At 66.4% G+C, this 13,228-nt stretch carries 16 protein-coding genes and 1 tRNA gene; 3 read left to right on the top strand and 14 right to left on the bottom strand.

Going from position 1 to position 13,228, the window contains the following annotated elements; genetic code table 11:
• Positions 1-363, bottom strand: coding sequence for a DUF2849 domain-containing protein (locus tag ACW17U_RS11845; RefSeq protein ID WP_492052628.1), 363 nt, complete (start codon positions 361-363; stop codon positions 1-3).
• Positions 360-1,202: a uroporphyrinogen-III C-methyltransferase gene (gene cobA, locus ACW17U_RS11850; protein WP_492052630.1), complete on the bottom strand. Its 843-nt coding sequence runs from the start codon at positions 1,200-1,202 to the stop codon at positions 360-362. The genes ACW17U_RS11845 and cobA overlap by 4 nt, the downstream gene beginning before the upstream one ends.
• A 187-nt stretch (positions 1,203-1,389) precedes the next feature.
• Between cobA and gcvA the strand changes: the two genes are divergently transcribed.
• Entirely contained in the window at positions 1,390-2,346 is a 957-nt protein-coding gene (gene gcvA, locus ACW17U_RS11855; protein WP_492052632.1) for a transcriptional regulator GcvA, read from the top strand.
• Between the two features lie 6 nt (positions 2,347-2,352).
• The gene (locus tag ACW17U_RS11860; RefSeq protein ID WP_492052634.1) at positions 2,353-2,682 is read left to right on the top strand and encodes a chorismate mutase; all 330 of its coding nucleotides are present in this window, start codon (positions 2,353-2,355) and stop codon (positions 2,680-2,682) included.
• Positions 2,683-2,708: 26 nt separating this feature from the next.
• On the opposite strand, the gene ACW17U_RS11865 is transcribed toward ACW17U_RS11860, so the two are convergent.
• Both ACW17U_RS11865 and ACW17U_RS11870 read right to left on the bottom strand, forming a co-directional pair.
• Positions 2,709-3,539, bottom strand: a complete 831-nt coding sequence (locus tag ACW17U_RS11865) for a TIGR00266 family protein (RefSeq protein ID WP_062145108.1) — start codon at positions 3,537-3,539, stop codon at positions 2,709-2,711.
• Positions 3,540-3,629: 90 nt separating this feature from the next.
• Positions 3,630-3,968: an Hpt domain-containing protein gene (locus ACW17U_RS11870; protein ID WP_062145106.1), complete on the bottom strand. Its 339-nt coding sequence runs from the start codon at positions 3,966-3,968 to the stop codon at positions 3,630-3,632.
• An 81-nt stretch (positions 3,969-4,049) separates the two neighbouring features.
• Here ACW17U_RS11870 and ACW17U_RS11875 point away from each other — a divergent pair.
• Positions 4,050-4,125: transfer RNA gene (locus tag ACW17U_RS11875), tRNA-Lys, on the top strand.
• A 199-nt stretch (positions 4,126-4,324) separates the two neighbouring features.
• Here ACW17U_RS11875 and ACW17U_RS11880 read toward each other — a convergent pair.
• The 10 genes from ACW17U_RS11880 to ccoO all read right to left on the bottom strand — a co-directional run bounded on the left by ACW17U_RS11880 (position 4,325) and on the right by ccoO (position 13,224).
• Positions 4,325-5,077 (bottom strand): helix-turn-helix domain-containing protein, encoded by a 753-nt coding sequence (locus ACW17U_RS11880; protein ID WP_492052637.1) that lies wholly within the window; start codon positions 5,075-5,077, stop codon positions 4,325-4,327.
• Positions 5,074-5,538 carry a hypothetical protein gene (locus ACW17U_RS11885; RefSeq protein ID WP_062145102.1) on the bottom strand — a complete coding sequence of 155 codons (465 nt, stop codon included), beginning with the start codon at positions 5,536-5,538 and terminating at the stop codon, positions 5,074-5,076. Before ACW17U_RS11885 ends, ACW17U_RS11880 begins: the two co-directional genes overlap by 4 nt.
• 112 nt (positions 5,539-5,650) lie before the next feature.
• Positions 5,651-7,048, bottom strand: coding sequence for an oxygen-independent coproporphyrinogen III oxidase (gene hemN, locus ACW17U_RS11890; protein WP_492052639.1), 1,398 nt, complete (start codon positions 7,046-7,048; stop codon positions 5,651-5,653).
• 65 nt (positions 7,049-7,113) lie between these two features.
• A complete protein-coding gene (ccoS, locus tag ACW17U_RS11895) occupies positions 7,114-7,281 on the bottom strand; it encodes a cbb3-type cytochrome oxidase assembly protein CcoS (protein ID WP_492052641.1) in 168 nt (55 codons plus the stop codon).
• On the bottom strand, positions 7,278-9,458 hold the full coding sequence (locus ACW17U_RS11900) for a heavy metal translocating P-type ATPase (protein ID WP_492052643.1): 2,181 nt from the start codon (positions 9,456-9,458) through the stop codon (positions 7,278-7,280). The genes ccoS and ACW17U_RS11900 overlap by 4 nt, the downstream gene beginning before the upstream one ends.
• Positions 9,455-9,949 (bottom strand): FixH family protein, encoded by a 495-nt coding sequence (locus ACW17U_RS11905; RefSeq protein ID WP_492052645.1) that lies wholly within the window; start codon positions 9,947-9,949, stop codon positions 9,455-9,457. Before ACW17U_RS11905 ends, ACW17U_RS11900 begins: the two co-directional genes overlap by 4 nt.
• Entirely contained in the window at positions 9,946-11,442 is a 1,497-nt protein-coding gene (ccoG, locus tag ACW17U_RS11910) for a cytochrome c oxidase accessory protein CcoG (RefSeq protein ID WP_492052647.1), read from the bottom strand. Before ccoG ends, ACW17U_RS11905 begins: the two co-directional genes overlap by 4 nt.
• Before the next feature lie 5 nt (positions 11,443-11,447).
• Positions 11,448-12,317 (bottom strand): cytochrome-c oxidase, cbb3-type subunit III, encoded by an 870-nt coding sequence (ccoP, locus tag ACW17U_RS11915; protein WP_062145090.1) that lies wholly within the window; start codon positions 12,315-12,317, stop codon positions 11,448-11,450.
• Complete coding sequence (locus ACW17U_RS11920) at positions 12,317-12,484, bottom strand: cbb3-type cytochrome c oxidase subunit 3 (RefSeq protein ID WP_062145088.1); 168 nt, start codon at positions 12,482-12,484, stop codon at positions 12,317-12,319. Before ACW17U_RS11920 ends, ccoP begins: the two co-directional genes overlap by 1 nt.
• On the bottom strand, positions 12,481-13,224 hold the full coding sequence (ccoO, locus tag ACW17U_RS11925) for a cytochrome-c oxidase, cbb3-type subunit II (RefSeq protein ID WP_492052649.1): 744 nt from the start codon (positions 13,222-13,224) through the stop codon (positions 12,481-12,483). Before ccoO ends, ACW17U_RS11920 begins: the two co-directional genes overlap by 4 nt.
• Positions 13,225-13,228 lie beyond the last annotated feature (4 nt).

Consider the following 13,228-nt stretch of genomic DNA (forward strand, 5'->3'; position numbering starts at 1 on the left):
TTACTTCCTGCGGATCAGGTCGACCCGGCCGGTCGATCGGGCGGCACCAGCGGCATGGCGCAGGGCGTCGACGGCCTCGCCGCCTTCGGCCTGCTTGCCGTGGGTGGGTTCGTTGGTGGGGCCAAGGGCCCGGATACGTTCGCGATAGCTGACCGGAGCCCAGTGGCCCTCGGACGGCGTCAAATCGATCGGATAGACGTCGACGACGATCGTCGGCTGACCCTTGCCCGTGGCAACAGCCGTCTCGACGGCGGCATCGTCATTGTCGAACAGCTGGGCGTCGCCAAAGGCCTCGACCCACTGGCCGGTCTTCCAGAACACGACCTCGCCGTCGACCAGGCGGTTGGCGGTGATGGCTTTCATGAGCGCAGGCTCCGCTCGAGCGGTTGATAGGAGGAATGGGCGTCAGCGACCGGCGCGACGTCGGCCATGGCCATGGCCTCGCCGACCATCAGCAGCGCAGGGCCCTTCAGGCCCTCGGCGGCGCCGGCAAGGCCGGCCAGGGTGGTCAGGATACGGCGCTCGTCGGCGCGACTGGCATTCTCGACGATCAGGGCCGGTGTCGAGGCCATGCGGCCGGCGCCCATCAGGCGACCGGCGATCAGACCCGCGGTCGAGACGCCCATATAGACAACGACGGTCTGGTTGGGCCGGGCCAAAGAGGCCCAGTCCAGGTCTGGCTCGCCATGAGCGGCATGACCGGTCACGAAAGTCACGGCTTGCGCAGAGCCACGATGGGTCAGGGGCGCGCCGGCGCTCGCTGACGCAGCCAGGGCAGCAGTGACACCAGGAACGGTGTGGCACTCGACGCCCGCCGCTCGGCAGGCGGCCAGTTCCTCGCCGCCCCGCCCGAACAAGAACGGGTCGCCGCCTTTCAGCCGCACGACGGTCAGACCTTCCAGGGCGAGCGCGACCAGCAGCTGGTTGATGTCATCCTGCGGCAGGGTGTGGCGCGACTTGCGCTTGGCCACATCGATCCGCTGGGCATTGGCCGGTGCCAGATCGAGGATATCTGCCGACACCAGGCCGTCATGCACAATGACGTCAGCGGCCTGCAGGACCTTCAGGGCCCTGATCGTCAGCAGGTCGGGATCGCCCGGACCCGCGCCGACAAGATGGACGATGCCTGGCGCGCGCGGGGCCTCGCTGCCGCCGAGAACGACGAGCCCGGGCTTGCGATTTCGGGCCGGAACGCGGGACATGATTTATAGAACCTCTATCGATGCAGTCGGGATAAAACCTTGCAATGCAAGACGGGGCCGCCCCGAAGGACGACCCCGCGCGCACAAGCCGATGAAAAGGGCCGATCCATCAGCAAGCCCTTGCAAACTGGTTCCCGGCGGTCCAATTCGCAAACAAGGACTTCTGCCGAGGCGTTCAGTAAAACTCATGGAAAGACAGACCGAGCGCCGTCGCCTGCCGCCGCTGAACGCCCTTCGCGCGTTCGAGGCGGCTGCACGCCACCTGAACTTCAGCCGGGCTGCCGACGAGCTTTCCGTGACGCCTGGCGCGGTCAGCCAGCAGATCCAGAACCTGGAAGACTATGTCGGCGCGGCCCTGTTCAAGCGCACGCCCAAGGGGCTGCTGCTGACTGATGCCGCACAAACCGCCCTGCCCGCCCTGCGTGAGGCTTTCGACCGTCTGGCCGAGGCCGCTTCGCTTCTGACGGCCGCCGTCGACGGCCGTCGCCTGACCCTGACCGCCGCCCCATCCTTTGCCGCCAAGTGGCTGGTGCCACGCCTCGGCAAGTTCGAGCAGGCCCAGCCCCAGGTCGATGTCTGGCTGTCGGCAGGCATGGAAGTGGTCGATTTCGCGGCCGGCGAGGTCGACCTGGCGATTCGCTACGGTTCCGGCCGCTATCCGGGCCTTGAGGTCATCCGCCTGCTCAACGAGACCGTGGTGCCAGTCGTCAGCCCCGCTCTGCTGGCCGAAAACCCCCTGGTGGCACCCGAGGACCTCTCACACCACATCCTGCTGCATGACGGCTCGCCCGACGCCGACGACAGCTGCCCTGACTGGGCCATGTGGCTGGCGGCGCGCGGCCTGCGCAGCATCGACGGATCACGCGGCCCCCGCTTCAACCAGTCCAGCATGGTGATCGAAGCCGCCGCCAATGGCCGCGGCGTCGCCCTGGCCAAACGCACCCTGGCCCAGGCCGATCTGGATGCCGGACGCCTGGTAATTCCCTTCGAGATGGCCACGGCGGTCGACTTTGCCTATTACGTCGTCCATCCCAAGGCCAAGGGACGACTGCCTCAGGTGAAGGCCTTCGTCACCTGGCTCAAGGACGAGGCCGCTGCCCACGAGGCGGCGCTGCTCACAATGGACAACGGCGCAGGTATCTAGAGCTACATGGTCAAGACAAAGATCGAGGTCGGCGAACGGCTGGTTCCCGACGACTGCCAGACCATGCTCGACGTGCGTCAGGGCGTTGACGCCCTGGACCGCGCCCTGGTGGCCTTACTGACCGAGCGGCAGGGCTATATGGCGGCAGCTGCTCGCATCAAGGCCGACCGCACCAAGGTCTTTGACCGGCCCCGGATTGAGGACGTCGTCACCAAGGTCAAGGCCGCCGCGCGCGAGTCGGGTCTGTCAGAATCGATCGCCGAGCCCGTCTGGCGCACCCTGATCGACCGCTGCATTGCCTATGAATACGACAGCTGGGACAAGACCAAGGGCTGAGGCATCAGCCCCAGCCCGCGCCTCATCTAGCGATTGCCGCCGATAAGGTCACCCAGGCCGCCCAGAAGCGAGCCTTCGCCCTGGTTGCCGCCCTGGCCTGCGGCGGCCTGCATCATCCGGCCCGCCAGACGCGAGAACGGCAGGGACTGGATCCAGACCTTGCCCGGGCCGCGCAAGCGGGCAAAGAACAGGCCTTCGCCACCAAACAGCACGCTCTTGACCCCGCCGGCCATGACCAGGTCGAAGTCAACATCGGGGGTGTAGGCGGCCAAACAGCCGGTATCGATGTGCAGTTCCTCGCCCGGCTGAAGCTCGCGCTCGACCAGGGTTCCGCCCATCTGGACGAACACCCAGCCGTCACCCTCCAGCTTCTGCATGATGAAGCCCTCACCGCCGAACAGGCCGGTCATCATCCGCTTCTGGAAGTGAATGCCGATGGACACCCCGCGCGCTGCAGCCAGGAAGCTGTCCTTCTGGCAGATCAGCTGGCCACCCAGTTGGCCCAGGTTCAACGGCAGGATCGAACCCGGAGTCGGCGAGGCGAAGGCGACCCGCGCCTTGCCCTGGCCGGTGTTTGTGAAGACGGTAGTGAACAGGCTTTCGCCGGTGATCAGCCGCTTTCCGGCGCCCAGCAGCTTGCCCATGAAGCCACCGCCCTGTTCGCCCGAGCCGTCGCCGAACACCGTGGTCATCTCGACACTGGCGTCCTTCCAGACAAAGGCACCGGCCTCGGCTATGGCGCTCTCGCCCGGATCCAGTTCGATCTCGACGAACTGGAGCTCCTGCCCCTTGATGTCGAAGTCGATGTCGTCGGCGACATTGGCGTTGCGCTGATGATGCCAGGGGCTGGGGGGCATGGATGGGGCTCCGTTGATTGACGCACGAGCTTAGCCGGGCGGCGCGCAAGCCTCCAATTACACATCCTTTATTTGACGCGCCCTGGCGGCTCAGCCCTTCAGCGACCTCAGCATCTGTTCGTGGGCATAGGCGGCAATGTCCAGCAAGGCGGCGTCGAGCGCGGTCTTGACACCCTCCAGGCTCTCCTGGCCGGCCTCGGCCCGTTCGCAGACCTCGCCCAGTGCAAAGGCCCCGACCCCCCGCGCCGCGCCCTTGACCGTATGCACCGCATCACGCCATCCGGCATGGGCCGGATCGAGCATGGGGGTCCACATTGCGGCCTGTTCGCGAAACAGCGCCAGCACCTCATCGACCACCCCGGCATCGCCGGCCGCGAACCCCTCGAGATAGGCGAAATCGACCGCGCCGCTGATGTCTCGTCTAGCCACGAAATAGTCCCTTGCGTTCCAGGAATCTTTGCGTATGTTCCGCGCCTCGCCGCCGGGGCAGTCAAGAGCTTCGGACCGAGCGGGCGCATAGCTCAGTTGGTAGAGCAGCTGACTCTTAATCAGCGGGTCGTAGGTTCGAATCCTACTGCGCCCACCATTTTCCGCTTAAACTTCAAGATGTTGAACCTTCCCCTTGGGGGCAGGCCGAAGACCTGCGCCGCAACGGGCGACCTTGGCGGGCATGGATGAAACACGCTGACCTCCGCGCCAGGCGCACTGACGCCTAGCTTGGCCCTTCGCCTACGCCGCCGACGCCCGAAAGGCCAGCCATGCTCTGGCTTGAAGGGGGAGCGTGATCAGGGGCCTGATCGAACGCTGGCGCCGAGCCGGCCCACAGCAGCACGCAAACTCTGACGATCGGCGATCCGGATGTCGGCCCCCTGCACCGATACCCCGAAGGGACCGAGGGCAGCCATGGTTCGCGACAGGTTTTCCGGCGTCATCCCGAGCAGCGACGCCAACAGATGCTTCGAGTAAGGCAGGCGTATCTCGGCGCAGCCAGAGGCCCCCGCCGACAAGGACAGCAGGAAATCGGCCAGCCGTTCCTGGGCACAGCGCAGTCGCTGCGCCGCAGCCGTGGCAACCAGGTCCTGATAGTCGTTCGCCAGGGTCGCAGCCGCCTTGGCTGCAAGGCACGGATCCCGCGAGACCATGCCGAGAAAGAGGGAGTGAGGAACGAACAGCACCCGGCACCGTTCCGCCGCCCGCCAGGTCGCCAGCGGGCTGGTACCGGCCATGACGCAGGCCAGGTTCAACACCTGGGGCGCTGAGACGACGGCCAGCACCGCACGGCGACCATCGTCATCAATTCCCAGCGCCGCGATCCCCTCCTGCAGCACGATCAGGTCGTCCCCCTGACCGTCGGCCCGGATCGCATCCCCCTTGTCAAAGGTCAGGCTTCCGGCTGCATCGAGCAGGGCCGCGCGATCCGCCAGGGTCAGATCGGCGAAAAGGCCAAGTCCGGCCAGGCCATCCGCGCGACGGCCGGCGGGCGGCCGCCGCGCCCCGGTGCGCTCGATCGGGTCAAACCGCTCTGCGTGGATGGTCATGCACTTTTCCGGCGAGACACGGTATCGGCCAGAAGACACTGAACCGCGCTGCCCAGCTTCTGAACATTGAGCCGATTGGCGGCGAGCGCCTCCGTCAGCTCCTGGCAGTCGAGTGTGGCGAACCGAACCTTCACGCCGCCATTGGCCGTCCGGTCAACCAGTCCATCCTGCTCAAGGCGCACGACCTGCCGGCGCGTGGTCTCTACCGGCATGGACAGGGCCCGGGCGATCGACGACAGGCTCACCGGACGGCGCGGATCATCACCGTCAAGCTCGCCTTCAGCGGGCAGGTGTACTTTGCTCAGGGCCAGGGACGAGGCCTTCAAGGCCGTCAGATAGACGAGGCCGCGCGAAACATCCCCGTCAAACAGCCGACCCAAAAGCGCGACCGTCTGCAAAAGGTAGTCCGTGCCCAGATCGAGGTACTGGCGCTCGAGCAAGGATGGCGAAGTGGCCGGCATCGATAGTCTCCCTGCTACAAGCTTGCCCTTTCCGCGCCGGCGCGAATTGATTGGTGTCAAGACAGACCCATGATCGTCCCAATCCGCCGCCAGACGGCGGGGGGCGCAGGCGCTAGATGACCTTGGAAAAGCCGTCGCCGCCGGTTGAACGGCGGTCAAACACCTGAGCGATCAGACGAACATAGGGGCGGCCACGGGTCGTCACCTCGACCCTGTTGTCCCGGACTACGGCCAGACCTTCGTGGACCAGGGCCTGCAAGGCCGCCAGATCTTCAGCAAACACCGAGACACCAAACCCGTGGCCGAGCGCGACCCGGGACAGGTCGACGCTGAAATCGCACATCAGGCGCTCGATCACCTCGCCACGCAGGCGATCGTCCTCCGTCATCTGCAGGCCGCGGGCGACCGGAAGGCGGCCGGAGGCGATCGCGTCGCGCCAGGCGACTTCGGCCGGAAGGTTCTGGACATAACCCTGTGGCAGGCGGCCGATCGAAGAGGCCCCAAAACCCAGCAGGGTCTGGCAGGTGTCAGCCGTATAGCCCTGGAAGTTGCGCCTCAGCCGGCCGGCGGCCTTGGTCACCGCCAGGCCATCTTCCGGCAGGGCGAAATGGTCGATGCCGATCGCGACATAGCCGGCCGCCACCAGGCGCTCGGCGGCGGCCTGGCTCTGCTCGAAGCGGGCTTCCGCCCCCGGCAGTTCGGCCTCAGGCAGCAGCCTCTGATGCGGCTTGGCCCATGGCACGTGGGCATAGCCGAAAAGGGCGATGCGCTCGGGCCGGAGGGTCAGGACGGCATCAAGGGTTGAGCGGACATCGGCGATGGTCTGACGCGGCAGGCCATACATCAGATCGAGATTGATCGAGGCGACGCCGGCCGCCCGCAACCAGCCCACCGCACGCTGCACAGTCTCGAACGGCTCGATGCGATTGACCGCTTCCTGGACATGGGGTGCGAGATCCTGCACCCCCAGGCTGGCGCGGGTGAGGCCATGATAGGCGGCGGCCTTGACCCAGGCTTCGGTCAGGGTGGCGGGATCAAGCTCCGCCGAAATTTCGATTCCCGGCGCAAAGCGAAAGACATGCCTGAGCGCGCCGAACAGCCGGACCAGGTCGTCGCGCGACAGCATGTTGGGTGTGCCACCGCCGAGGTGCAGGGCTCCGGCACCCAGTCGGCCTGGCAGCCGGGCCTCGACCAGGGCCAGCTCTTCGACCAGGTTCTCGACATAGTCACTGATCAGGCTGGCCTTGTTGACCACGCGGGTATGGCAACCGCAGTACCAGCAAAGCCGGGAGCAGAACGGCACATGGACATAGAGCGACACGCGCTCAGCCGGGTCCAGAGCGGCCAACCACTGGCCATAGACCTCGCTGTCTACCGCGCCCGTGAACTGCAGGGCCGTCGGATAGCTGGTGTAGCGCGGCGCGCGACTGTCTCGGACGTCAAACGCCGACGGACGGCGCGTCACCACTGGGTCTGCGACGGCGATTTTGGTCAGCGTGGCGGTCGTCATGGTCGAGGCTCCTCAAGCTCGCCCGCGACTTTTCCATGCCGTACCCCCCGCAACCGTGATCTGGATCAATCGGCGCGCGGCGGCGGAAGGTCCTCCAGATGATCATACAGGATACGCTCGGCATCGCCCTTGGGGTCGTCATACTGACCCGACCGCATGGTCCACAGGAAAGCCGCCAGACCGAGGGCCCCAAGAGCTACCGAAGCCGGGGCCAGAAACAGCAGGATCGTCATTTGGGCATCCTGACCGAGCCGGGCCGCAGGGCATTGAGCAGCACGACCATCGATGAGCCCGACATCGCCAGGGCGGCAATGAACGGATTGAGCAGACCGGCCATGGCCGCCGGAGCCGCGACAACATTGTAGAGGGCAGAGAAGGCGAAATTCTCCAGGGCGCGCCGCCTGGCCGTGCGGGCCGTTACAATGGCCTCAATGACCACCGACAGGCGCTCGCCGGTGAACACCAGATCGGCCGCGCTCTGTGCTGCATCCACCGCCGCAGACGGGGCCATGGAGGCATGGGCCCGGGCCAGGGCAGCGGCGTCATTGAGGCCGTCTCCCACCATCAGGACCCGCCGCCCGGAGGCCTTCAACGCATCGATGGCCGCAGACTTCTCGAGGGGTGTCAGACCGGCGCGCCAAGCGGTGGCGTCCAGTCCCACAGCCTTAGCCACCCGTTCCACCGGCCCGGCCAGATCGCCGGACAGGATCTCCACGCTCAGCCCCATGGCCTTGAGGCCTGAAATGGTCGCGGCGGCGTCGGCGCGCGGCTGGTCCTCGAATGCGAAGCGGATCTTCACATCATCCTCGAACCCGAACCAAAGTTCGGTTTCGAGCGCGCCCGCGCTCTGCAGGCCCACAAAGGCTGCTCGGCCAAGGCGCGCGCGGCGGCCGTCGATCAGGCCTTCGACGCCCTGGCCGGCGGTTTCCACACAGGCCTCGGCAACGGGTCCAGCACCGGCCTCGGCCGCCAGGGCCCGCGCCAGGGGATGACGTGACGCCCGGGCCAGTGGCGCGGCCATGGCGACCAGATGAAAGGGCGCATCAAGCAGTCGGGGCTGACCCTCTGTCAGGACACCTGTCTTGTCGAAGACCACATGGTCAATCTCGGCCAGGCGCTCCAGCGCGGCCCCGGACTTGACCAGCACCCCGCGACGGAAGAGCCGGCTGCTGGCGGCGATCTGGACGGCGGGCACCGCCAGGCCCAGCGCGCAGGGACAGGTGACGATCAGAACTGCAGCGGCCCGCAGCAGGGCTTCGCGCGGCCCCAGGCCCAGGGCCCAGCCGCCGACGAAGGTCAGGGCCGCCAGGCTATGGACCACGGGGACATAGAGAGCGGCCGCCTTGTCCGCCAGGCGCACATAGTTGGAACGGCTCTGGGCCCCGGCCTCCATCAAGCGACCGATCGCCGCCAGGGTGGAATCCTCGCTGCGCGCCGTGGCCTCCATCACCAGACGGCCGCTGAGATTGAGCGCGCCGGCATGGACGGGCGAGCCGGGAGCAACAGCGGCCACGGCGGTCTCACCGGTGATCAGCGCATTGTCGAGGGTCGACTGCCCGTTTTCCACGCGCCCATCGACGGGAATGCGGTCGCCCGGTGCCACAACCAGGCGGTCGCCCACCCGAACCTCGGCGATCGGAACCCCCTGCTCCAGGGGCCCGACCAGCCGCACGGCGAACGGTGTCTGCAGGGCCAGGAGGTCGCGGGCCGCCGACCGGGCCGTACTGCGCAGGCGGTGATCCAGGTAGCGGCCGATCAGCAGCAGAAACAGCAGGGTGACCGCCGCGTCGAAATAGGCGTGTGGCCCGCCCAGAATGGTCTCGGAGAAGCTGACGATCAGGGTCAGAATCACGCCGATCGAGATCGGCACATCCATATTGGCCTTGCCGCGCCGCAAGGAGGCCCAGGCCGACCTGAAAAAGGGCCTGCCGGCGAACAGGGCGCATGGCGTCGCGACAATGGCCGCCATCCAGTACATTACCGTTAGGGTCGAGGCGTTCAGCTCCTGGCCGAACAGGCCTGCCCAGGCGGGGACGGTGAACATCATCACATTGCCCGCGCCAAAGCCCGCGACGCCGAGGGCCACGGCCAGCTCCCGGCCCTCCCGGTCCTGGGCGGCGGCGGCCTCGCTCGGGTCAAACAGGCAGGCTCGGTAGCCCAGACCTTCGACGGCTTCGACGACCCGATCAGGATTGGCCGATACGGCCCTGAGATCGACCGCCAGCTTGCCGGTCGTCAGGTTGAGGCGCGCGCCGTCCACGCCGGGCAAGGCGGCGACGGCCTTTTCGATCTTGCCGATACAGCCGGCGCAGCGGGCCCCATTGACCAGCAACTCCAGCCGCCCCCTGCCCGAGGCATCACGCCGGACGAAGGCCTCGAGATCGCGAGGAACGGTAAGGGACGCGGTCATGGTGCCACCAGACGGCTTTCGATCTCGAACTTTTCGCTCGCATTGCGGGCGGTGGCGTGCAGATCCCAGGCCCCGTCCAGTCGCGCCTCGGCCCGGTACCAACCCTCGCCCGTCGGCTTGAAGTTCAGGGTTTGCCGGCCGGTTTCGGTCGCCGGACGCTCCAGCACCCCTGTCAGAGACAGGTTTGAGAGCGGCCGCCCGGCCTTGTCCGACATCCGCAGGGCGACAACGCCGGGCTCGGGGCGCTCGATCACGGCGGCCCAGCCAAGCGCTTCCTCGCGCTGGCGCTGGGCCAGGGTGCGGTTGAAGGCCAGTCCGGCCTCATAGGGGTTTGAAGCCACCTCTCCCGAAAAGCTGCGATAGGCCTGGACGATGAACAGGGTGTCCACGGCAATGATCAGGGCGAAAAACAGCACCATGCCTGCCAGAACATGCCAGCCGGTGATGCGTCCCTTTTCAGCCGGGGGCAGCGAGGATGCGAGATGGGTCATTTCGGATTCGCGGCTCCGGAAAGAAAGACGGTCTTGGCGTCGGACTGGATCTCGCCCGAGCGCACGATAAAGCGACCAGGAAGGCTGTACGGGCGGTCGGCATCGGGCGGCACGGTCACGAAGACGCGTGCAGCGACGACCTCGTCAGCAGGCACCAGGATGGAAACGCTGGACCCCGCCGGCCGCCCCGGCTGGCTGAGGCGCGCGCCGTCGAGGCCGGCGAAGGCGACCTCGAACTGACGATCCTCGAAGGTCCGGTTGGCGATCTTCAGGGTATAGCCATCGCGCACCGCCCCGTCGTGCATGCGCACGAAGATCGGGTTGCGGTCGCGGATCACATGGACATCGGCCAAGGGCCTTGTGATCAGGCCCCACAGGGTCAGGCCCGACACCAGGACCAGGGCCAGGGCATAATAGATGGTCCGGGGCCGGATCGGCCTGTAGACCGCCTTCTGACCGCAGGCACGGGCCGCGACGGCAGAGTCGGTGTCATAGGCAATGAGGCCTGTGGGACGCCCCAGTCGGCCGAGGATATCGTCGCAGGCGTCGACGCAGAGGCCGCAATTGATGCATTCTAGCTGGCTGCCGTCACGGATATCGATGCCCATCGGACAGACGACGACACACTGCTGACAGTCAATGCAGTCGCCCCGGCCCTCCCAGGACTGGCCCTTCTTGTGGGCACCGCGGGGTTCACCGCGGTCGCGCAGATAGGCCACCTGCAGGGAGTGCTCGTCGAGCATGGCCCCCTGGATCCGCGGCCAGGGGCACATATAGGTGCAGACCTGCTCGCGCATCCAGCCGGCAAAGACATAGGTGGTGGCGGTCAGCAGGGCGCAGGAGACATAGGCGGTCATGGCCCCCTGCCCGATCCAGAAGGTGCGGATCAGGGTCGGCGCGTCATGGAAATAGAAGATCCAGGCCCCGCCGGTGCCGAAGGCAATGCCCAGCCAGGTCAGGTGCTTGCCGGTCTTGCGCCAGGCCTTGTCGAACGACAGGGGCTGGGCGTCGAGGCGCATGCGGGCATTGCGGTCGCCCTCGAACAACCGCTCGACCACGATGAAGAGATCCGTCCAGACCGTCTGGGGGCAGGCATAGCCACACCACAGCCGGCCAAACAGGGCGGTGACCAGGAACAGGGCGAGGGCGGCGATCACCAGCAGGCCCGTGAAGATATAGACTTCCTGTGGCCAAAGCTGGATGTCAAAGAAGTAGAAGCGGCGTCCGGCGAAATCGACGAGCACCGCCTGCTGCGGCAGATCGCCAGGACGGGCCCAGCGGATCCACGGCGTGATGTAATAGATCGCCAGGGTGACGATCAGCAGCGCCCACTTGATCGTACGCCAGCGGCCAGAAACCAGCTTGGGGTAGATCGGCTCGCGCGGCTTGTAGAGTCCGCCCCTGGCGTCGCCCTTGCCCTTGGCCCGAGCGGCGGCCGAGACCGTCGTTCGGGCTTCAGGCTTTGGGTGGGTGTTGTCGATGAGGGTGGGCATGGGCCCTACTGACCGCCCGCATTGGCATGGACATAGACCGACAGGGCCTTGATGGTCTCAGGGCTGAGGCGGTTGCCCCAGGTGGGCATGACCCCGCCGGTGCCGGCAAAGATCTGCCCCCGGATGGCAACACGGTCGGATCCGTAGAGCCATTCGCTGTCCGTCAGGTTCGGGGCACCGACCGACGGCATGCCGCGACCGTCAGCACCGTGGCAGGCGACGCACTGGCTGGCATAGACCGGTGCGGCGCGTGCTACGGCTCCGGCATCAGCAGGTCGGCCCGACAGCTTGACCACATATTCCGTCAGGTCGCTGATCGCCGCCGGTTCCAGCAACTGATCCCGACCGAAGGCCGGCATCTGCGAGGTCCGGGTCTGGGGGTGATCGGCGCGAATGCCGACCGTGATGGTGTGCTGGATATCCTCCAGCGTACCACCCCAGAGCCAGACATCGTCGCGCAGATTGGGATAGCCCTTGCCGCCCGTGCCGCCGATGCCGTGACAGGTGGCGCAGTTGTCACCGAACACGGACTGACCGACCTGCTGGGCATAGGCCTGCAGCTGGGGATCGCTCTCGATCTGGGCGAGGCTGGCCTTTCGGATCATCGCCGCGCCGGCACCCCGGTGGACATCGAGAGCCGCGAGATCGCTGGTCACTTTGGCCCGATCGGACTGACCCAACAGGCCCTTGGTGTAACCATGCAGGCCCGGCCAGGCGGGCATCAGGATCATGTAGACCACTGCGAAGGCAATGGTGCCGTACCAGGTCCATAGCCACCAGCGCGGCAGCGGATTGTCGAGTTCACGGATGCCGTCCCACTCGTGACCGGTGGTTTCGACGCCCGAGACGTCATCGGTTTCGCGTTCGGACGCCATCAGAGCATTTCCTCGTCATCCAGCGGCATGCGCGCGGCATGCTGGAATTCCGCCTTCTTGGAAGGCCACAGGGCGTAGACGACGCCCGCCAGGAAGATCAGGCCGAAATAGATCAGCCCCGCCTGCTGGGCGAACCGCGCCACGGTTTCGTAGGTGAGCCCGCTCATCTCTGGTTCTCCGGAGCCTGGGCCTTGTAGGATTTGAAATCGACCAGGGTGCCGAGCATCTGGAGATAGGCGATGGCGGCATCCATCTCGGTGATCTTGTCGGGATTACCGTCGAAGTCGCGGTTGACCACCTTGGCGCCGTAGCGTCCGCGCAGCCCGACCGCATCGGTCGAGAAGGGATCGGCCTGGGCCTCGAGATCCTTCTTGGCGCTGGCGATCTGGTCCTTCGTATAGGGGACGCCGACCGTGTGCAGGGTCTGCATCTTGTCGGCGATATCGCTGTAATCCAGCTCCTTCTCGGCCAGGAACTTGTAGGGCGGCATGACCGATTCCGGCACCACCGACCGGGGATCGGTCATGTGATCGCGGTGCCAGGAGTCGGAGTACTTGCCGCCGACGCGGGCCAGATCGGGACCCGTTCGCTTGGACCCCCACTGGAACGGGTGGTCATACATGCTCTCGGCCGCAAGGCTGTAATGGCCATAGCGCTCGACCTCGTCACGCAGGGGGCGGATCATCTGCGAGTGGCAGAGATAGCAGCCCTCGCGGACATAGATGTCCCGGCCGGCCAGTTCGAGCGGCGTGTAGGGACGCATGCCGTTGACCTTCTCGATCGTGCTCTGAAGCCAGAACAGCGGGGCGATTTCCACGAGGCCGCCGATCGAGACGACCACGAGGATGCCGACGATGAGCAGCAGCGAATGCCGCTCGAACTTGGCGTGGTGTTTCCAGACAGACATCAGG

The organism is Caulobacter sp. AVps16 (genome assembly GCF_058681455.1).